Here is a 20,075-nt window from a genome sequence, read left to right as displayed (position 1 = left end):
CTGCTGCCTGTTTCGCGCGGAACATCACGCGACAGGACGTCGCGTGCGCCGCGTGCCACGGATGGCCTTGAAGCGATCCGCAAGAAATTGGCTGAGACGTGAAGGCGGATCGTTAACCCACCCTGAAACAAATACTTAAACCGCTTCTTCGCCAGTTTCGCCGGTGCGGATACGGATCACTTGCTCAAGCGGTGAAACAAAGATTTTGCCATCGCCAATTTTGCCAGTACTGGCAGATTTAAGGATTGCATCGATGGTTGCATCAACTTGCGATTCGGCAACGGCAATTTCGAGTTTCAGCTTGGGCAGAAAGTCCACGACGTACTCAGCGCCGCGATACAGTTCGGTGTGCCCTCGCTGACGGCCAAAGCCTTTGACCTCCGTGACCGTTATTCCCTGAACGCCGATTTCCGAAAGAGCCAAGCGCACGTCGTCCATTTTAAACGGCTTAATAATCGCGGTGACCAATTTCATGCGGTATATCCTTGTGGGTCTTAGATAGGCATAGCCTAACACAAATTTCATCAAACCAATGAGACATGGGCCCTATAAAATCTTGTCAAAAAAAAGGGGGCCATCGGCCCCCGAAGATGCACACATAGGTGTGCCCGCAAGACTTTAGTTCGATCCACCGAACTCTGGGTAAGCTTCCATACCGCATTCTGAGATATCGACACCTTCGTACTCTTCTTCTTCAGAGACACGCAGACCGATAACCGCTTTAACAATCGAGAACACGATGAAGCTGGTCACGAACACCCATACAAAAATGGTAAGTGCACCGATGATTTGACCCATGAAGCTGACATCGCTGTTTGTGACTGGGACTAACAGCAGACCCAACAAACCAACGACACCGTGGACTGAGATCGCACCGACGGGATCGTCGATTTTCAGCTTGTCTAGGGTGATGATCGAGAACACAACCAAGACACCACCGATCGCACCAAAGATAGTTGCTTGCAAGGCGGTCGGAGTGTCAGGACCCGCAGTGATTGCTACCAAGCCGGCCAAAGCACCGTTCAACGCCATGGTGAGGTCGGCTTTGCCGAACATGAAGCGCGCTGTTATCAACGCCGCAATTAAGCCACCTGCTGCCGCAGCGTTGGTGTTCATGAATACAACCGCTACCGCGTTAGCACTTTCGACAGAAGCCGTTGCCAACACCGAGCCACCGTTAAAGCCAAACCAGCCCATCCATAGGATGAAGGTACCGAGCGTCGCTAGGGGCAAGTTTGCGCCCGGAATTGGGTGAATTGAGCCATCCGCGCCGTATTTACCTTTACGCGCACCAACCAACATCACACCAGCTAAAGCCGCAGCTGCACCCGCCATGTGCACGATGCCTGATCCCGCGAAGTCAACGAATCCTAAGTCACCTAGGTTGTACATGCCGAATACGGAATTGCCACCCCAAGTCCAGGAACCTTCCATTGGGTAGATAAAGCCCGTCATAACAACGGCAAAGGCCAAAAACGCCCAGAGTTTCATACGCTCTGCTACCGCGCCAGATACAATCGACATAGCCGTGGCTACGAAGACAACCTGAAAGAAGAAGTCAGCCGAAGGTGCGTAAGTAGCCGCTTCCTCTGCCCCTGTGACACCGTCACCAGTAATCGTCGATAAGAAAATATCGCCGCCGTACATGATGGCGTAGCCGCAAATCATGTACATGGTGCAGGCAATCGCGTACAACGCGACGTTTTTGGTTAAGATTTCAGTGGTGTTCTTGGCTCGTACTAAGCCCGCCTCGAGCATAGAGAAGCCCGCTGCCATCCACATGACTAAGGCGCCGCATACCAGAAAATAAAAGGTATCGAGCGCGTACTGTAATTGAAATATTTCGTTTTCCATAACAATGCTCTCTCGTAATTTACAGGATGACTAGATAGCCTCTTCCCCGGTTTCGCCAGTTCGAATTCGAATCACCTGCTCTAGCGATGAAACGAATACCTTGCCGTCGCCAATTTTGCCGGTATTAGCCGCTTTGGTGATCGCCTCAATGGTCTGATCAGCCAATGCCTCCGCTACCGCAATCTCAATTTTTACCTTAGGTAAAAAGTCGACCACGTACTCCGCACCTCGGTACAACTCGGTGTGCCCTTTCTGCCGCCCAAAGCCTTTGACTTCGGTCACAGTAATACCCTGTACTCCGATCTCAGACAGTGCTTCACGCACGTCATCAAGCTTAAATGGCTTAACAATTGCTGTTATGAGTTTCATATTGCTCTCCTGTTGCGTACGCAGCCCTGCGCGGGCTGCGATCTCGAAATGCGATTACAGACTTTTTGAGATTGACAAGATCAAACGATCATCAGAGCCTGCGACGACGTCATCGTCTAAGTCAGTGCCCACAAACGCTAATCCGAAGTCAACACCGCCGGCGCTAAAGCCCAGCGTGGCACTGTAGTCAGAGTATGAGTCTTCACCTGGGCCCCAGAAATCCGCGGCGTCGATATCGCTGTAACCGTAGTGCAAATCAAGTGACAAACCTTCGGTTAATGCCATCGAATAGCCAACGTAGGGGTACACGAAGTCAGGGCCACCATCGCCGAGGTATTCCGACGAGTAGTTCACGCCAAAGCTAAAATCGCCGTAGCTGAGGGCGAGCGCGTATTCTTGATAATCGAACTCAGCGTCACCTTCGTAGTCGAAGTAAATGTAGCTAACGTCGTAGCCAAGATCGCCCATGCTACCGCCATAGCCAAAGTAAAGGTCCATTTCGGTGCTCGACTCGGTGCCAAACTCAACGTTTGACATCCAAGTGCCTGCGTAAAAGCCCGATTCAGCGGCGTAGTCGAACCCACCCTGAATAGCGCCTTTTTCGCCCGTCTGCGAAATGCCGCGGAACGAGTAGTCGGATACCAGCGATACGTTGCCACTAATTTCTGCGGATGCTTGTGCGGCACCCGTTAATGCCAAAGCAGCGACCAAAGCGGAAAGTTTTGTTTTGTTGAACATGTGTTGTCTCCTTCAGAGTATGTAATGTGTGCACTTCGACCAGCGACACTAGGTCTGGTGCATCTGTTGCACGATATCTTTTGCACCCCGCGTGCCAAGAAGCATTTTTTTTCATATACATCAGTGGTTTAAGCTAAAATTCACGAGAAATCTAAAGCCAAATATGAATTCCCGTGAGGCATCATCCGCCCCAAAAAAGCGCTGAGCACCAAGGTGGTGCACCAAATCGGTTCACATTGATGACTTTTGACGTACACAGCACTTTTTGTTCGAAACACAAAGCTCTACACTGTGCATAACACATTAGGAGACACGCTCATGGCGCTCAAACCGCCCCCAATTGGCGATCTACTTAGCCAATTTAAAGGGCTCGCTGAAGATAGCGGGCTAAAACAAGAGCTAGATAAGAATTCCAAGGCCCTCATGCAAACCATGCTGGCAAAATTAGACGTGGTAACGCGCGAGGAATTCGATGCACAGTGCGCGCTGCTAGCGCGCGCACAACAACGCATTGCGGAGCTTGAAGCGCAAATCAAGCTACTCGAAGAAAACGGTTAACCCAGTAGCTCCGCGCTAGTTTGCGCGCCGACATCAACATTTGCTCAAGGAAGAGCTATGCAATTATCTGTGATAAAAGCCCGTGCTTTGGTGGGCATCGATGCCCCCTTAGTGCGAGTAGAAACCCACTTGAGTAGCGGCTTACCCGGCTTCAACTTAGTGGGTATGCCCGAGACCACCGTGCGCGAGAGCAAAGATCGCGTTCGCAGCGCAATTATTAACAGCCATTTTGATTTTCCCGATGCCAAAATCACCGTTAATCTTGCGCCAGCCGATTTGCCCAAAGAAGGTGGCCGCTTTGATTTAGCCATTGCGCTGGGCGTTCTCGCTGCGTCAGGCCAAATCAATACACAAAAATTATCGCAATACGAATTTATCGGTGAATTGGGTCTTGATGGTGCATTGCACCCAGTTACGGGCGTGCTGGCCAGCGCCCACGCGTGCGCCACTTCAGACTGCAAACTCATGGTTAGCCAGGCCTGTGCACCTCAAGCCGCCCAAGTGCCCGACTGTTTCGTGATGGGCGCAGAATCTCTGCTCGATGTCTGCGCGCAATTGCGCAACGCCAAACCTGTCCGAATACAAAGTAACCGGGCAACACTTGCACATAAAAGACTGCCCGATCTGAGTGAGGTAAGAGGCCAACTCGAGGCGAAACGCGCGCTCGAGATCGCCGCAGCAGGCGGACATAATGTGTTCTTATATGGCCCACCGGGGACCGGAAAAACCCTGCTCGCGAGCCGCCTTGCCGGTCTACTGCCGCCGCTGAGCACAGCTGATTTATTGGAGGTACGGCTTATTCAGGACTTAATGACCAGTAATAGTGCAAGTGATGAACGCCCATTTCGCGCACCTCACCACAGCGCTAGCGCTGTCGCTCTGGTGGGCGGCGGTTCCAAACCCAAACCGGGGGAAATCACCTTGGCCCATCGCGGTGTATTATTTTTGGATGAAATCGCAGAGTTCCCGCGCGCAACCTTGGATATGTTGCGTGAACCCCTAGAATCGGGGTCGGTGCGCATTAATCGCGCTAAAGCTAGCGTCACTTACCCCGCTAACTTTCAGTTAATTGCGGCGGCCAACCCCTGCCCCTGCGGATATTTGGGTGATCCAGAGCGCCGTTGCCGATGCAGCAACGATCAGATCGAGCGCTATCAGGCGCGTTTATCGGGACCTCTGCTTGACCGCATCGATTTGTTTTGTCGAGTCGAACGCCTAGATGCCAGAACCCTATTGGAACAGGGTGATCATGGGGAAGCATCGGCAATCGTAGCCGCTCGAGTCGCTCAAGCGCAGGCCTGCGCACAGCAACGCCAAAACGCACTTAACGCCAGAGCCCAAGGCGACACCCTAGCAAATGAACACTGCAGCGATGCCGCCAAACACACGCTGACTCTGGCGGCTGATAAATTTCAGTTATCGGGGCGTTCGGTGCACAGAGCCTTGCGAGTGGCTCGCACCATCGCCGATCTTGCGGATGCAAAGATGATCGAAAAAAACCACATGCTAGAAGCGCTCAGCTACCGACAAATTAACTTTAACAGAGGTCCTTTCTAACAGCTTTGCCCGCTAAAATTTGATACCCTAGCGCTTTTTTTAGGCACCCCTATTCGTGACGACACTGAACCCCGCGCAACGTGACGCTGTTCGCTATTTAGACGGCCCTTTGCTAGTACTCGCTGGTGCCGGCAGCGGTAAAACCAGTGTGATCACCCAAAAAATTGCGTATCTGGTAGAGCAATGCGAACTACCACCTAAAAAAGTGGTGGCGGTCACCTTTACCAATAAAGCGGCCCGCGAAATGCGTACCCGCGTCAATAGCATCTGCGAAAAAGCCAAGGGCTTATGGGTCAGTACGTTCCATCAGCTGGGGTTATCTATTGTTCGTAAAGAGCACCATCTGCTGGGCCTTCGCCCTGGCTTTAGTATCTTTGACCAACAAGATGCTGTAACCATCATGAAAGAGCTACTCGTACAGGAGCTGAATACCGACCCAGACCAAGCGCCCATGATCCTAAACGCCATCAGCGCCTACAAGGCTGATGGTATTACCCCGGAGCAAGCGCAGAGCACCGCCGAGACCCATTTAGATATCCTACACAGCGCGTGCTACGAGCGATATCAGCGGGCCTTACGCGCCTACAACAGTCTGGACTTTGACGATTTGATCTTCTTGCCCAACATCCTATTTCGCGAGCACCTCGACGTAAAAGATCGCTGGCAAAACCGCGTTCGCTATATGTTGGTCGACGAGTATCAGGATACAAACGGCAGCCAGTATGAACTGATTCGACATTTAATGGGCACTAACTCGGGTCTCACCGTCGTGGGTGATGACGACCAGTCGATCTACGCGTGGCGTGGCGCCAAACCCGAAAATCTGGTTGCTTTAGGCGAGGACTTTCCCAACTTAAAAGTCATCAAACTTGAGCAAAACTATCGCTCAACGGCGACAATTTTGCAGTGTGCCAACGAGCTCATCGCCAACAACCCACACATTTATGACAAAGCGCTATGGAGCGAGCTGGGGCGAGGCGACAAAGTAAGAATTCAAGCAGCGGCCGACGAGCATGCCGAGGCCGAACAAGTCGTTGCTGAAATTATCGACCACAAAATGCGCCGCGGCTTGCGCTACGGCGCGTACGCTATTCTGTATCGAGGCAATCACCAAGCGCGGTTGTTAGAACTCGAACTGCAGCGCTTTCAGATTCCGTACCAGCTAAGTGGAGGCACCTCGTTTTTTGCGCGTAACGAAGTTAAAGACATCCTCTGTTATTTACGCTTACTGGTAAACCCAGACGATGACAACGCGTTTTTGCGCATCTGCAATGTGCCTAAACGTAAGATCGGAGCGGTGACCCTAGAAGCCGTAGGTCGCTTTGCGCACGAGCATCACATCAGCCTGAAGGACGCGGCCAGTCGTGCAAACCAGATTGAAGACTTGGCAGCAGCTGCACAAAATGCGCTGACCGAGTTTGCCGAGTGGCTCGCGCACTGGGAACGCGAGTGCTTTGAGGCGCGCGACGCCAAACCCATTCGCGCCATGATCGATGACCTTAACTACGAGGGGCACTTACAGCTGACGAGTTCTTCAGATGACGTCGCGGCAAGGCGTATGGGCAACGTCGAGTTTTTGATCGCCAGCCTGGACAAAGTCATCGAAGACCAAGATCTAACACTAGAGGAAGCAATAGCAAGACTGATGCTGCGCGACCTGATGGAGCAACAAGAAGAAGAGCGCTCCGGACCCGACAGTGTGCAATTAATGACCCTACATGCGGCTAAAGGCTTAGAGTTTCCGCATGTCTACCTCATAGGTTTTGAGGAAAATATCCTGCCACACCGCAACAGCATCGAAGCCGATACTGTCGAAGAGGAGCGGCGTTTGGCGTATGTCGGCATTACTCGTGCGCGCGAGACCTTAACCATTTCTTACGCTCGCAAGCGACGGCAGTTTGGCGAAAACATGAGCTGCGATCCGAGTCGCTTTTTAGATGAGTTACCGACGGACTTACTAGAACGGTACGACGACGAGGAACAATCGGCTGAAGTGAACGCGGCACGTGGCTCGGAAACGCTCGCAGGACTTCGAAATCTACTGGGTTAAAACAAAAATGGCGCACCGAGGCGCGCCATTCTGCAATTAAGCGGGTCTTAACCCTGCGGCTGCATGAAATCAATAGCCGCATAGATTTCGTCATCAGAACAGTCACCGCAAGTGCCTTTAACAGGCATCGCGCCAATACCGTTCACACCGTTGGCATACACAGTATCTTTGCCTTTGGCGTCGATTCGAGCAATCCAGTCTGAGCTGCCGGTTTTAGGTGCACCTAATACGCCCACGCTGTGACAAGCCGTGCAATAGGTGTTGTAAACTTGCTCACCGCTGCGCGGTCCTGAGCTGGCAAGTGCGCCGGCACCACCGCAGGTAGTGTCGCCCTGCATACACACTTTACCTGCCGGCGCGATACGCGCCTCGATATCAGCGCGCTGTTTATCAGACAGAGCCCAAGCAGCCGACGCGACCATTACCGCGAAAATTGCAATCACAGATTTTTTGAACATGATCCTACCCCTTTCTCCAAAGTGGCGGCATTATAGCGATAAACACCCAGATTAAAAACCGGGAACATTTGTGAGTGCGTATTAATTTGGGCAAACTGTGTTAAGAATCAATAAAAAGGGCTAAACATGCATCTGTACAACTACGATCCCGCACCCAACCCTCAGCGCTTGGTGTACTTTATGAAGCTAAAAGGCTTGGAGTTGCCCACCACCCAAATTGATTTGGGTGCACTCGAGCAACTTAAACCCGAATACCAAGCCATTAACGCCAGCGGCACCGTTCCCTGCTTGGTTATAGATTCGGGCGAGCAACTCACCGAAGTGATTGCAATTTGCCAATATCTAGAATTACTGCACCCCGATACGCCACTCATGGGGGCAACCGCCCTAGAAAAGGCCCAGGTACTGGAATGGGATCACAAAATTTTTACCACCTTGTTGAGCGCAGTGGCCGATATGTTACGTAACGGCAACCCAGCGTTTGAGGGGCGCGCCCTGCCAGGCTCCCTCAACTTAGCGCAAATTCCAGCCCTGGTTGAGCGTGGACAGGTGCGGATTCAACACTGCTGGGAAGTACTGAACGAGGCGCTTGAGGGTAAAGATTTCTTAGTCGGCAACAGCGTCACGCTGGCCGATATCGACTTGTATGTCGCGATGAACTTTGCTGGCTGGGTACGTGAGCGTGTTCCAGAGACCGCGAGCAATCTCTTAGCGTTTCGCGATCGCGTAAAAGCCCTTCTGGATTAGGTCTAGAGTCCAAATAATGAGGCTAAGCCGCCGTTTTTGGATCGCACTGACAATCTGCCTAGGTGCGTGTTCTGACCATAGCGGCGAGGCTATCCTAAGCGATTACGAAGCGCGACTTAGTCGCACTTTAGACCTTAACTTCGAGTCGATAGCGATCGCTGCAGCACCCCGCAAGCCAAGAGCAGAGGCCTTGCAACTTGAGCTGCAGAACTCCGACATTGGCACGCTCGATTTTTTGGCGTTAACGGGCTGTGAGCTTCAAATCACCATTGGTAAACGCAACTCAAGTCTGGGTAAATTAGCGCCGCCCTCACAGCGTTTACTTCTCGATTTAGAATTCTTACGCCATGCGCCTGCCTGCATTGCGCACCTGGAGTCTAAAGCTGACCAACAAGAGTTGGTGTCTCTACTCGAACAGAGCCAAATTCTTAAACAGCAGCAATTAGCACGACAAATTCACAACGCCACGCTCGCGGGCCCCGAGTGGCATCAATTCTGGAAACCCCAGAAAATCCCAGTAGGCTACCCAAGCGACACCACCAGCGACCAGGTACTTCAAGCCTTAGATGCGATAACAGCCATGGCGGACAATTGGCTAAGGGGCGACTATGTCGCCGACAACCAAATGTTCGAAATGCACTTGAACACTCTTCGGTCAGGCGATGGCGGCGTGATACTTAGCGCCACCCAAACAGGTCACGAGTTTTTTAGCCGCTGGAACACAACCCTAGGCGAGTACACACAACAACATGCCTGCTCTCCGGAGAGTCGAAGAACCATTCTTGAAACCGTGATCGCCAAATACTTTGCTGGAAGCGTACAGCAATGGCTCGCCCCAATCATGAGCCGAGCCGACAACATTCAGCAGGCAAGCAATCAGCTAGAAAACTTACTCAGCCAAGCGAGTTCGGCTGAATATAATCGTTGGCGACAGCAACGAGACGATTACATTCAGGCGATGAAATCATTGACCGTCGCCCACGTTAAGACGCTTAAACGGGTGATCAATCCCTGCTAGATCCATCCAAAAAAAGGGGGCCTAAGGCCCCCTTTGCGATACTTCTCACCTAACGGCGTTAGAAGTTTTTGCGCACATTCAAACCGAAAGTGCGCGGTGCGCTTGGATAGCCGTTGAAGCTGCCAGCCTGCGCAACCGATGGGAAGTTGGTTATGAGGTACTCGTCATTAAACAAGTTGCGAGCCCAAATGCTGACTTCCCAGCCGTCGATATCCATACCCGCAGATGCATTCACAACGTTCATCTCACGCGTTGCAGCACCTACAGCATTCAAGGGCGCAAATGATGGGTTTAATGCGCCGCCATCCTGAATATCCACTTCGCTCTCGTACTGGTAATCGGCCCGAACATAGCCTTCATAACCTGACCACTGGAAGTTATAGGTCGCGGCTAACGATAAACTTTGCTCGTGAATGCCCCCAGGTTGGGTTCCAGAAATATCGCCCAAAGCAGACCCTTTAAAGCTGTCGTACTTGGGATCGAGGAATACGCCCGAGAAGGCCAAGGTTAGAGATTCAGTGGCATTGTAGGCTAAGTCAATTTCAAGACCTTGTGCCGACTGACTACCCGCATTTGCTAGGGTAAATGCCGCACCGGTAAAGGTGTTCGACTGAAAGCCCACAATGGTCTGATCAAACACCGCCACATTTACAAAACCCCAATCAAAGGCGCCTTTCAAGCCCAGTTCAAACACCTCACTCTCTTCAGGCCCAGCCAAACGCGTACCTAGCACCAAGTTAGCAGGAAGAGTCACGCCCGCAGCAGTTAAGGCAGACACCTCCGCCGCCGTTGGCCGTGAGTCGCGCGACAGGTTCCACGAAGTGGCCTTGTATCCCGTTGATAAGCTTGCATAGACGTTAATAGACTCAGTCCAGTCATACGCTAATCGCGCTGTGTAGGTGACTTTCGAGTCATCCGACGTTCCGCTGTTGCCGGCGTTGGGGTAATTTAATAACTGCGGCAAAAACTGGAGGGCCTGTAAGCCCAACAGTGGGTTTTGTGCGGGATCGGTCAAATCTAAGGTAGACACGCCTGCTACGACAGCTTGTTGCAGCTGTAAGAAACCTGCTGCTCCCTCGGGCGTTGACGTCACTAGACCGATGTTCTGGGCGCTGAAGGGTAAACCGCCAAACACCAAGGGGAACTGCTGAGCTAGCGTAAACCCTACCAAAGCATTAAAACCATCAAGTCCATCCAAATCTAACTTTGAAAACGCGTCTGAGTTTTCTTGGCGAAGGCTCGTATCTTTTTCGTCTTGGATGTAGCTCAAACCAACCGTCGCGGTTAAACGATCATTCAACGCTATGTCCATCTGACCGAAAATCGATGTTGCTTGGTTGCTTTGCTTGGCGTATTCGCGCACTGCCACGCCATTGTGGAAGGTACCGGGTGCATAGCCTAGCACGGCTTCTAAGCCCAAGACAGTGCCAGCGCCGCCAGTCAGTATATCGACGTAACCCGAGAAGGCCGAACCAAAATCTAAACCGTTACGGTAGTCGATATCTTCGTCAAAATAGAAAATACCAGCGACCCAATCGGTTTTATCGGTGCTACCCGAAATGCGCAACTCTTGGGTAAAAGTTTGTATGTCGGTCGAGGTGGGCTGATTGCCGATTAAATCGGCACCGCCAAAATCCACATCAGAGAATGGCTGGTTCAAAAATGAATCTCGGTAAGCGGTAATCGAGGTCAAATCAAAACCACCAAAATCAAACTCGGCATTAATGGTCACACCACCGTTTTCTGCAATATTGATACTGTCATTGTTGTAGTAGACCTTGTAGCTAAAGGGGTTTTCCGCGTCCAGCGCACCGCCCAAAGCCACTACTGCGGCGCCCGTTGGGCCGTTGACAACGTTGCCCACGGTACAGCAGATTTCGTCAAGCTCGTCGTAATCTGCAATGATGCGGATACGGCTGGTTTCAGAAGGCTCGATCAACAAATCCGCCCGAACACCCCAGCGGTCGCGATTAGAGACATCATTACCCGTAGTCAAGTTATCAGCGTAACCGTCGCGTTTATTTACAGAACCACTGACGCTCATGGCTACTGTGTCGCTTAAACCGGTGCTGTAATAACCTTTAGCAGTCTGGTTATTGTAGTTACCCAGGCCGAGCTCAATGTAGCCTTCGGGGTCGTAGGTCGGTGCCGCGGTAACGACGCTCACAACGCCCGCAGAAGCGTTTTTACCAAACAGTGTGCTCTGGGGGCCACGCAAGACTTCGATGCGCTCGAGTTTGGGTAAGTCAGAGATTTGGCTCTGCGCGCGTGAGCGATAGACACCATCGACAAAAACCGCAACCGACGGTTCAATGCCCGGGTTATTCGCGCCGTTACCAAAACCGCGAATAATAAAGGTGGTCTGATTAGAGTTTTGTAATTGCGATACGCGCAACGAAGGCACCACCGACTGCAAATCTAGCACATCACGGATTTCAGCTTGCTCTATTGTTTCCGACGTCGTCACAGTGACGGCAATCGGCACTTCTTGCAGCGTTTGCGCTCGTTTTGAGGCAGTGACAATAATTTCTTCAAGTGCCCCCTGCGCTTGGGAGAAAGTGCTAGAAAGCGCTAAGGGAACGGCGATGCTTAAGATTTTTAACTTATTCGACTTCATGTGGATACCTCACGATTCACAGATCTTATTAGCGGGCTGACCTCACCCAAAGCTAGTGTACCCACTTGCGTTGCAAATTTGCTTAAATTTGACCATTTTTTAACGTGAATTTTTAATGTATGCGCCGTTTTTAGAACCTTCAGGCTTAGGCGTTAATCATGAGCTGGTGGAAGTTGAGTATCAAAACTCGAGTCCTACGAGTGAATTGTTATAAGCACTCTTTGAGCACACTGTCGTCATGTTTCGCTCGAGTAGAGCGCATTAGGCTTGAGCGGCCCAATAAACGGCCGTCCCATCGTGTCGAGCAAGCGTGTTAAATCAATACATTTGGCCGCAGAAAAAATTACGTCATCAGCACCAAGATTTTGCTTATAAAAAGTAGGCGTTATATGCTATAGATCATAGCAAAACGCTAACTGATGACTGATGGGTAAAATATGAAAGGCATTATTTTCACTGAATTTTTTGACTTGGTAGAACAAGCATTCGGGTTTGAAGTAGCAGAAAAAATTATTGATGAATGCGACCTGCCCTCAGGCGGCGTGTATACCGCGGTAGGCACCTACGACCACACCGAAATTCTCGCATTGGTCGGCATGCTCAGCAAGATCACTGAAATACCGGCACCACAACTTTTGGTGACTTATGGGCGATTCATTTACCCCAAACTTCACGCGCAACTAAAAGGTATGGGGCTTGAATTTGGCGGTAGCTTTGAATTATTCAGCTCACTCGATAACATCATCCATCCAGAAGTTCTAAAGCTGTACCCAGATGCAGAGCTTCCCAATTTCAATGCCACAAAGCTCAATGACCACCAATTATTACTTAAGTACAGCTCTTGTCGACCCTTTGCGCACATGGCAGAGGGGCTAATCTTAGGCGCCGCGGAACACTTTGATGAAAACTTATCGGTAACCCTTGAGCATCACAACACTGACGATAATTTCTACACCGATATCACCATAACCCACCAATGAGCGCAGCATCGGACACCGCAGAATCGTCTTACTTGCGCAAACGTCTCGAGCGCGAGAAGGCAGCGCGCGTCCAAGCAGAGGAGTTACTGGAATCAAAAAGCCGCGAGCTATTTGAAGTCAACCAAATCCTCGAGCGCAGTAACGAACAGCTCGACGAGCAAGTCCAACAACGCACCAGTGCACTGCAAGCGCAAACTCAGCGTGCAGAAGACAACGCGAGCAGACTGAATTCAGCGGTAGAGCGATTGGAAATTATCCTAACCGCTGCACGCGCTGTCAGCTGGACCTACGATATCACCCACCACACCTTTCGCGTGAACGGCGGTGACACCAGCCTACTTCAATTTACATTAGACGAAGTCGTCGACTTCAAAACATTGAAACAGGCTTTACATCCAGACGACCACGCTCTGTTTCGTGAAACCTTTTCGGAACTGAGCTACTTGCAATCTAAAATCGATATTCGTTTACGCTTCAAAGACCAGGATGATGAGTACCGTTGGTTTGCCTTAAGCGCCGTCATGTCGCGCCCAGAGGCGCAAGACCCGATTCTGCTTGGCGCTTTGATCGACGTGCAGGAGCACGTTAACCGCGAGGAAGAAGCCTGGGCCTTATCCAACATAGACTCGTTAACCCAGGTAGCCAACCGCCGCTACTTCGAGCAACTGTTTGCCAAATCAAAGCAACAAGCGCAAGACTTCGGCACTGGCTTTACCGTGGGTCTGGTCGATATCAACGAGTTTCGATTAATTAACGAGAGCTTTGGTCAGCGCACAGCAGACTGGACCCTCCAAGCCCTTGCCGACCTCTTAACTGATCGTTTCGACGATAAAAGTTCGATTGCGCGTTTAGCCGCCGACGAGTTCGTGATTTTATTCAACAGCGATGTCAAGGCCTCACAGGCCTTTGATCATTTGGAGCAACTCGTCACTTCAATCGATCATTTTGAGCTGAACAATGGCGAACGCGTCGCCATTACTCTGAGTGCGGGTGCTGCCTGTTTTCCCTATGACGGGCAAAATTTCGATAATTTGCTGCAAGCGGTGCAAACGGCAAACCAACAAAGCAAACAATCTCGTTTCAGTAGCCCCAAGTGCGTGATGTATCACCCCGGCATGGACGTGAGCCGACAACGAGACCGCAACATACGACAAAACTTGCACCGAGCGGTGATTCACGATGAATTCTCGTTTGCATTGCAACCTCTTGTCACCAAAGACGGCCAGTGGCTTGCTGCCGAGGCTCTGCTGCGCTGGACCAAAGGCCCGCGTGATTGCTCGACGCTTGACTTTATTACTGTGGCTGAAAGTTGTGGCTTAATCCTGCCCATTGGCGAATGGGTCATTAAAAACGCCATACAACAGCTCGGTACCATACAACAGATCAAGCCCGACTTTTGGTTGTCGATGAACATCTCACCGGCACAATTCCAGCATCAGGACTTAGCATCCACTATTCAAGAGGCCGCCGCGGGAACAGAAGTCGATTTGTCTCGTTTGGCCATCGAGGTTACCGAAAGCCTTTTTCTGGACGATCTCACACGCGTGCAAAACAGCTTAGATCGCATCAAAGCTCTGGGTTGCAGTATAGCGATTGATGATTTCGGATCGGGCTACTCAAGCTTGGGCTACGTGCAACAACTGCCTATTGACTACATTAAAATCGACAAACGTTTTGTGGATCAAATTACCGAACACCCCGAAAGCCATAACATCGCGAAAGCGATTATCGACATGAGTCACTCGTTGCACAGCAAAGTCGTAGCGGAGGGCGTCGAGACCTCGCTGCAGGTCGAAGCCTTAGCCGCACTGAACTGCGACGCAATGCAGGGCTACTATTTTGCAAAGCCGATGGCGCCCGATCATTTTTTGGCTGGACTGAAACAGAATAGCGAGCGCTTTGTGACAGATTAGCGCTTCTTATAGCGTTACACCGCTGGCTGAATTCGATATCCTTAGGTTTTTAGATATGTGGATACCGCATGGCCCAGAGCTTTCAATTTGACGACAAACTGAGCGCGCTCGACGAGATTATGCTGCGCGCCGAGAGCAATCCGAAAACACGCAACTGGGTGCTGTCTCTCGTTATACTCGATAAAAAACCCAACACAGCGCGTTTACTCGAGCAATTAGAGCGTGCCAGTAGAGAGTTTGTTCGGTTACGCCAGGTTGTGGTTCCGGCCCTCACGCCCGTCGGTTTCGCTCGTTGGCAGGCAGTAGAATACTTCGACCCACAAGAACACTTTGAACACGTCGCGTTACCTCGCGGCAGCTCGTTTGATGATCTCCTCCAACTCGCCTGTAATTTTATCAACAGGCCCGGCGACCTAAAGCGTCCCCTGTGGGAGGCTATGCTGATCGATAACGTGAAGCACCCCGAAGGTAAATCCGCATTTATGCTGCGCATGCATCACGCCGTTGCCGACGGCATGGGCGCTGTACAGCTGTTTTTATCGTTATTTGATACGCAAGCCGATGGCACGGCGCGCGAGTTTCTAGACCCGCCCTCGGCGCAACCCATGTCTTGGTTAGCGCGGGCCACAGCAGATTTACGTGACAGCCTACCCGACGCCAAACGCCTTGCGACAGGCGCAGCGAAGGTTGCGCTGGCTCACCTCGCGTCACCGGTTAGGCAATGGCGCGAAGATAAGGCTTTGGTGGATTCAGTTCTCCGGCTTTATGGCACCAAAAGCGCACCAGGGTCACCACTGTTGGCAGAGCGCGGTATGTCACGAAAGTTTTTGGCGTGGGATTTTCCTTTTCCGCCCTTTAAGCAGGCACTCAAAAATCTGGGCTGGTCGGTCAATGATGGTTACCTGACCGCGCTAACACTTGGGTTAAAGCGTTACCATGAAGAATTGCATTGCCCCCTAGAAAGCATGCCGTTGACCATACCGGTGAATGTCAGACGCGGCAATGACAGCGAACAAACCGCAGGCAATCACATTGCGCCGGTGAAACTGGCGCTGCCCATGGATCTAGAAGACCCTCATGAAATTGCGGCAGATATTGGCGCCAAGGTTCGTTCGGCGGTGCAAGAGCCCGCCTTAGGATTAATGTCTTGGGTTGCGCCCACCATCAAAGGCGCACCACAGTTTGTGGTCGACAAGATCGCAGATAGCATGGCAGAAGTCGACATTCAGGCTAGCAATGTGCCGGGTTACCCTTTTGCGCCCTACCTAGCGGGCAGTAAGATTGTCAGATCTTACCCGTTCGCCCCGCTGCCGGGCGTTGCCGCGATGGTGGCTCTGTACACCCAGAACGATGTCGCCCAAATTGGCATACAGCTAGACAAGGCCGCGATCGAGGACAGCGATCGTTTTGAACGCTGCCTGAAAGCCGCTTTCGAAGACGTGATCGAGCTGGGTGCCTGACTACGCAGGCACATCCATCTGATTCTCGACTTTGATGCCCTGACCAATCATTTCATCGTAAGCGCTCGAGTGAATCATACGATACTCTGCAACCTGCGCCCGAGACAAAACACGTTTTAGCGCTTCAGCCGAGGGCCTACGAATCGATGTGCCTTTTTCCGTCAAGAGAAAAGTTTGACCGTCGATCTCAAGACGCGCGGTATACAGCGATGGCATTAACGACAGGATCAGCACTTTATCAATGACCGTCGCTTCGTTAATTTCATCCAGCGCGAGTTTAAGCACTTCAGTCATGACCACGATCCTGTTGTTTGGAGCTCGCTTCCGGTAACGAGCGCCAAGGTGTGCCTTGGCAGCGCTCTCTGTAAGGGCAGCTGGCGACACAGCCTCGGCAGGGTAAGGTTGCAGTAGTGTCGGCTTGATTGGTTTCACTCACGATCTGATTTCTCCTCTAACACTGAGGCCAAGGCACGCTCGACCAAAAATCTCGCTTGGTTAATGTATGCATGCACGCAAGCGTGCGTGGCCGCGTCAGACCACCCTTCTACAGCACATTCGCCAGAATAGCGTTCGAAGTTGGACAACGATTCAATCAACTCCGCCAAATGGTGGGTGCAACCACAAGGCAGTAAAGAGTCAATTTGCTTAAGCTCAGTGAGCCTTGCAGTATCAAACAGTCTCGGTTTGAGAAGCGCTAATTCACCGGCATCGCTATTGCCTTGCTCCAGCTCAACAGCCTGACGAAGTCCCGCCATGTGAACACCTAATCGCTCTTGATCTAGGGGGACTTTTAAGCACGCAACACCGCGCTCTGCCAACTGTTCGATCCAGTGTGGGTTGGCAAACTCGTAAGCCACCAGCGTTAAGGGCGCGCCAATCTGGCGCCGCGCCTGCTCGATCAAATCAACTTGGGTCCGGCTGAGTTGACCCACCGACACAATCAGGATACGAGCGGGCAGGGCCTCGAGATCACCCGACGCGACAGCAGACTCAAGTTCCTCACGCATTAAACGCACATCTAAGCCTGACACCATATTAGGATGCTTGTCTAACCAGTCACAAAAGGTGGATCCAAGGCACAGGGTTTTAATCCTAATTTTTGTAGTTACACCCTGACCCGCGCCCGCTTGGTCTAGCAAAGCGGCCAAGGTCTTGCGTTCCATATTGGCAATTTCGCCAATACGGTAACCTCGATCAACGAGGCTGGCGACAATTTGCAAATGCTCTAGATCGGTCTGCGTATACATTCTTCGCCCCGACTGTGACTTGTAGCTCGCGCCTAAACCGTAGCGGCGATCCCATATACGCAAGGTACCTGGCTTTATGCGCGTCAATCGTGCGACCGTGCCTATACCGTACAGTGGCCTCGCTTCTAGCTCGAATGCTCCCATAGATTACTCGCCTGTTTCAGTTTTGTTTCACTAATAGTTATACAAATTGAGTCGTTTAGCAAATCCAAGCGCCGTGCATTGCGTAAAATGTACAGGAATAGCTGGTAGGAGAACCCTATGGTGATGTTTGCAGGTGATATCGACGAGAACGTCGATTTCTTTTTTGGAGAAGCGGAGCGTTTCCCTTTATTAAACGCAGAGCAGGAGCAGACGATCGACCAGCAAAAATGGGACTTTGCTCATCAGGCCTTGCTGCAACTATTAAAGGACCCCGACGGTAAGGACTTTGTAACCGAGGTGTGTTGCACGATGTTGGAGCAACCCGCGAACATCGAACAGTTCGCGCAGCGAAATCACTACTTCACACTAAAACGGGATCTGAAGGCGATAGCAAACAGTAAATCTTGGTTAACGCCGACGCAGGCCTTAATACAAGCCGTGCAAACCGGTGCGCCAGAAACAGAAGTTCTGCAGCGCATTGAAGCCAGCCAATGGCCCGCCACGTTTATGGTTGGCTTAGCGATCGTGGCCGAGCGCGCCTGCGGCCGCAACCGCAAAGATACCCTAGCCGACGCTTTAGCGATATGGAACCCAAGCTGGCAGACCTGGTCATTCGAACGCAAAGAAGCTGTGCGACGAGGACTCATGGGGCCCGTCCAGGGATACCTAGCTGCGCGAGACAAGCTGGTTATGCACAACGTTCGCTTGGTGTACAAACTGGCGAGAGAGAACCAAAACCGCGGCATCGCTGTGCGCGATCTGGTACAAGAAGGCATTATCGGCTTGGTACGCGCAGCCGAGAAGTTCGACTACCGACTCGGGTTCAGATTTTCTACCTACGCCTACAATTGGACGAATCAACACATACAGCGTGTCTGTGAGGGCAATGGTAGTTTGGTCACCTACCCAACCCATGTCACACAAGAGGTCAACGCACTGTATCGGGTTCGCAACGAGTGGATGGACCGACGAGGCGAGGAACCTTCGCTAGCCGAGCTAGCAGAACACAGCGGATTCACCCTAGAGCGAGTGCGCGAGCTGACGCAACTGACCAACTTAACAGTGTCTATCCAAAGTGACGACGACGAAGACACCAACGCACTGCCTGAATCGGCATTGGTGGATGAAGCCGCCAATCCCGCGCTGGAACAGGCGCAATCACGCAGCCTGAAGCGTTTACTGGAACAACAGCTTAAGCAATTAGATCGTCGCGAGCAGATGATCGTGACTGCTCGCTGGGGTTTAGACGGCCGCCCCTCTCGAACCCTGGCTCAGCTCGCCGACCAACTTGAGGTAAGCCGTGAGCTGGTGCGACAACTTGAGAAGTCAGCGCTGCGCAAACTTCAAGTAGACACGGAGCTTAATAAAGCGTTCAAAGTATTGTCAGCGTGAACCAAGCTGCGATACGTTACGTATTACACTGAAAATCGAGGGATATTCCGTGAAAAAATTGTTACTTAGCTTGACGATCTTAGGACTGAGCAGCTCAGCACTAGCGAGTTGCCCAGATTATATGAACCACGACCTACGCAAATTGCATTCGAAAGAAACAGTGAACCTGTGCGAAACCCATGCGGGCAAACCCATGTTAATCGTAAACACAGCCAGTCACTGCGGGTTTACCGGGCAATTCGAAGGGCTAGAAGCTTTGTACAAGCAGTATAAAGACCGTGGATTTGAGGTCGTAGGCTTCGCGTCCGACAGCTTTAAACAAGAAGACGACAGCGAAGAAAAAGCCGCTGAAGTGTGCTTCGTTAACTATGGGGTGACATTCACCATGATGGCACCTACGCCAGTGCGTGGCGGTGATGTTAACCCCGTGTTCAAGCATCTGAACGAGAAAACGTCCAGTCCAAGCTGGAACTTCAACAAGTACTTGGTTAATGCCGAGGGTGAAGTGTTAGAGAAATGGGGCAGCATGACTCGCCCTGACGACAAAGATCTCGTCGCAGCTATCGAGGCGGTACTTTAAAGGCCATTTCGTTGGCAGTTGGTGACATACCCGTAACCAACTGCCAAGTCGCCAGCATTATTTGGGCTCAGGCAAATCCGCCATATAGCGCATGACATGGAAAATCACATTTTGCTCTAGGCTGCCACTCAACAGGTGTGCACCCGGGCCGCTTGCAAAAATACCCACATCGTCACCGCCGTGTGTTTCTGAATTTAAAGGAACCAAGGCTTCTTGGTGATAGCCTGGTGACGTCGTATCCACCTCTGCATGCAAGTGGCGACCCGCCTTAACCTCGGACGCGTAACGCACGTCGGCGTTGGTTTCACCACCAAAGTCGGCATACCCTCTTCCGTTGGCATAGCTTAAGGTCGTATAAGGCGCGCCATCGGTCGCTAAAGCCACCTCTTCCTC

At 51.6% G+C, this 20,075-nt stretch carries 19 protein-coding genes; 10 read left to right on the top strand and 9 right to left on the bottom strand.

Features of this window, described 5'->3' with window-relative positions; genetic code table 11:
* Positions 1–135: 135 nt before the first annotated feature.
* From ACTF5Z_RS03245 to ACTF5Z_RS03230, 4 genes are all read right to left on the bottom strand, one after another.
* Positions 136–474, bottom strand: coding sequence for a P-II family nitrogen regulator (locus tag ACTF5Z_RS03245; protein WP_160195684.1), 339 nt, complete (start codon positions 472–474; stop codon positions 136–138).
* Positions 475–618: 144 nt separating this feature from the next.
* Entirely contained in the window at positions 619–1,854 is a 1,236-nt protein-coding gene (locus ACTF5Z_RS03240; RefSeq protein WP_438984476.1) for an ammonium transporter, read from the bottom strand.
* Positions 1,855–1,884: 30 nt separating this feature from the next.
* The gene (gene glnK / locus ACTF5Z_RS03235; RefSeq protein WP_009575713.1) at positions 1,885–2,223 is read right to left on the bottom strand and encodes a P-II family nitrogen regulator; all 339 of its coding nucleotides are present in this window, start codon (positions 2,221–2,223) and stop codon (positions 1,885–1,887) included.
* Between the two features lie 54 nt (positions 2,224–2,277).
* Positions 2,278–2,961, bottom strand: a complete 684-nt coding sequence (locus ACTF5Z_RS03230) for a TorF family putative porin (protein WP_009575714.1) — start codon at positions 2,959–2,961, stop codon at positions 2,278–2,280.
* Positions 2,962–3,279: 318 nt separating this feature from the next.
* Between ACTF5Z_RS03230 and ACTF5Z_RS03225 the strand changes: the two genes are divergently transcribed.
* Genes ACTF5Z_RS03225 through ACTF5Z_RS03215 form a run of 3 tightly spaced genes read left to right on the top strand, consistent with a single transcriptional unit; the run spans position 3,280 to position 7,126 of the window.
* Complete coding sequence (locus ACTF5Z_RS03225) at positions 3,280–3,519, top strand: accessory factor UbiK family protein (RefSeq protein WP_009575715.1); 240 nt, start codon at positions 3,280–3,282, stop codon at positions 3,517–3,519.
* 57 nt (positions 3,520–3,576) lie between these two features.
* Positions 3,577–5,076 carry a YifB family Mg chelatase-like AAA ATPase gene (locus ACTF5Z_RS03220; RefSeq protein WP_009575716.1) on the top strand — a complete coding sequence of 500 codons (1,500 nt, stop codon included), beginning with the start codon at positions 3,577–3,579 and terminating at the stop codon, positions 5,074–5,076.
* Positions 5,077–5,131: 55 nt separating this feature from the next.
* The gene (locus ACTF5Z_RS03215; RefSeq protein WP_438984475.1) at positions 5,132–7,126 is read left to right on the top strand and encodes a UvrD-helicase domain-containing protein; all 1,995 of its coding nucleotides are present in this window, start codon (positions 5,132–5,134) and stop codon (positions 7,124–7,126) included.
* A 47-nt stretch (positions 7,127–7,173) separates the two neighbouring features.
* On the opposite strand, the gene ACTF5Z_RS03210 is transcribed toward ACTF5Z_RS03215, so the two are convergent.
* Complete coding sequence (locus tag ACTF5Z_RS03210; RefSeq protein ID WP_438984474.1) at positions 7,174–7,584, bottom strand: c-type cytochrome; 411 nt, start codon at positions 7,582–7,584, stop codon at positions 7,174–7,176.
* 126 nt (positions 7,585–7,710) lie between these two features.
* On the opposite strand from ACTF5Z_RS03210, the gene ACTF5Z_RS03205 reads away from it, so the two are divergent.
* A complete protein-coding gene (locus tag ACTF5Z_RS03205) occupies positions 7,711–8,331 on the top strand; it encodes a glutathione S-transferase family protein (RefSeq protein WP_438984473.1) in 621 nt (206 codons plus the stop codon).
* A 16-nt stretch (positions 8,332–8,347) separates the two neighbouring features.
* Complete coding sequence (locus tag ACTF5Z_RS03200) at positions 8,348–9,349, top strand: DUF3080 family protein (protein WP_438984472.1); 1,002 nt, start codon at positions 8,348–8,350, stop codon at positions 9,347–9,349.
* Between the two features lie 58 nt (positions 9,350–9,407).
* Here ACTF5Z_RS03200 and ACTF5Z_RS03195 read toward each other — a convergent pair whose 3' ends face one another.
* Positions 9,408–11,966: a TonB-dependent receptor gene (locus ACTF5Z_RS03195; protein ID WP_438984471.1), complete on the bottom strand. Its 2,559-nt coding sequence runs from the start codon at positions 11,964–11,966 to the stop codon at positions 9,408–9,410.
* Between the two features lie 437 nt (positions 11,967–12,403).
* Here ACTF5Z_RS03195 and ACTF5Z_RS03190 point away from each other — a divergent pair, with 437 nt between their 5' ends.
* From ACTF5Z_RS03190 to ACTF5Z_RS03180, 3 genes are all read left to right on the top strand, one after another.
* Positions 12,404–12,946 carry a heme NO-binding domain-containing protein gene (locus ACTF5Z_RS03190; protein WP_438984470.1) on the top strand — a complete coding sequence of 181 codons (543 nt, stop codon included), beginning with the start codon at positions 12,404–12,406 and terminating at the stop codon, positions 12,944–12,946.
* A complete protein-coding gene (locus ACTF5Z_RS03185) occupies positions 12,943–14,859 on the top strand; it encodes a putative bifunctional diguanylate cyclase/phosphodiesterase (protein WP_438984469.1) in 1,917 nt (638 codons plus the stop codon). Before ACTF5Z_RS03190 ends, ACTF5Z_RS03185 begins: the two co-directional genes overlap by 4 nt.
* Positions 14,860–14,927: 68 nt before the next feature.
* Positions 14,928–16,319 carry a wax ester/triacylglycerol synthase domain-containing protein gene (locus tag ACTF5Z_RS03180; protein WP_438984468.1) on the top strand — a complete coding sequence of 464 codons (1,392 nt, stop codon included), beginning with the start codon at positions 14,928–14,930 and terminating at the stop codon, positions 16,317–16,319.
* Here the strand turns inward: ACTF5Z_RS03180 and ACTF5Z_RS03175 are convergent, their stop codons facing one another.
* Together ACTF5Z_RS03175 and ACTF5Z_RS03170 are read right to left on the bottom strand one after the other, a co-directional pair.
* Complete coding sequence (locus ACTF5Z_RS03175; RefSeq protein WP_423849145.1) at positions 16,320–16,613, bottom strand: DUF6482 family protein; 294 nt, start codon at positions 16,611–16,613, stop codon at positions 16,320–16,322. It lies immediately after the preceding gene.
* 134 nt (positions 16,614–16,747) lie between these two features.
* Positions 16,748–17,710, bottom strand: a complete 963-nt coding sequence (locus ACTF5Z_RS03170) for a MerR family transcriptional regulator (protein ID WP_423853198.1) — start codon at positions 17,708–17,710, stop codon at positions 16,748–16,750.
* Between the two features lie 117 nt (positions 17,711–17,827).
* On the opposite strand from ACTF5Z_RS03170, the gene ACTF5Z_RS03165 reads away from it, so the two are divergent.
* Both ACTF5Z_RS03165 and ACTF5Z_RS03160 read left to right on the top strand, forming a co-directional pair.
* Positions 17,828–19,102, top strand: coding sequence for a sigma-70 family RNA polymerase sigma factor (locus tag ACTF5Z_RS03165; RefSeq protein ID WP_438984467.1), 1,275 nt, complete (start codon positions 17,828–17,830; stop codon positions 19,100–19,102).
* Between the two features lie 49 nt (positions 19,103–19,151).
* The gene (locus ACTF5Z_RS03160) at positions 19,152–19,682 is read left to right on the top strand and encodes a glutathione peroxidase (protein WP_438984466.1); all 531 of its coding nucleotides are present in this window, start codon (positions 19,152–19,154) and stop codon (positions 19,680–19,682) included.
* A 57-nt stretch (positions 19,683–19,739) separates the two neighbouring features.
* On the opposite strand, the gene ACTF5Z_RS03155 is transcribed toward ACTF5Z_RS03160, so the two are convergent.
* Positions 19,740–20,075: alkaline phosphatase (locus tag ACTF5Z_RS03155; protein WP_438984465.1), on the bottom strand; the 336-nt coding region annotated here is incomplete at its 5' end.

Source organism: Aequoribacter sp. (genome assembly GCF_965659035.1).
Classification (GTDB): Bacteria; Pseudomonadota; Gammaproteobacteria; order Pseudomonadales; family Halieaceae; genus Aequoribacter.
This window is presented reverse-complemented; position numbering and strand designations above follow the sequence as displayed.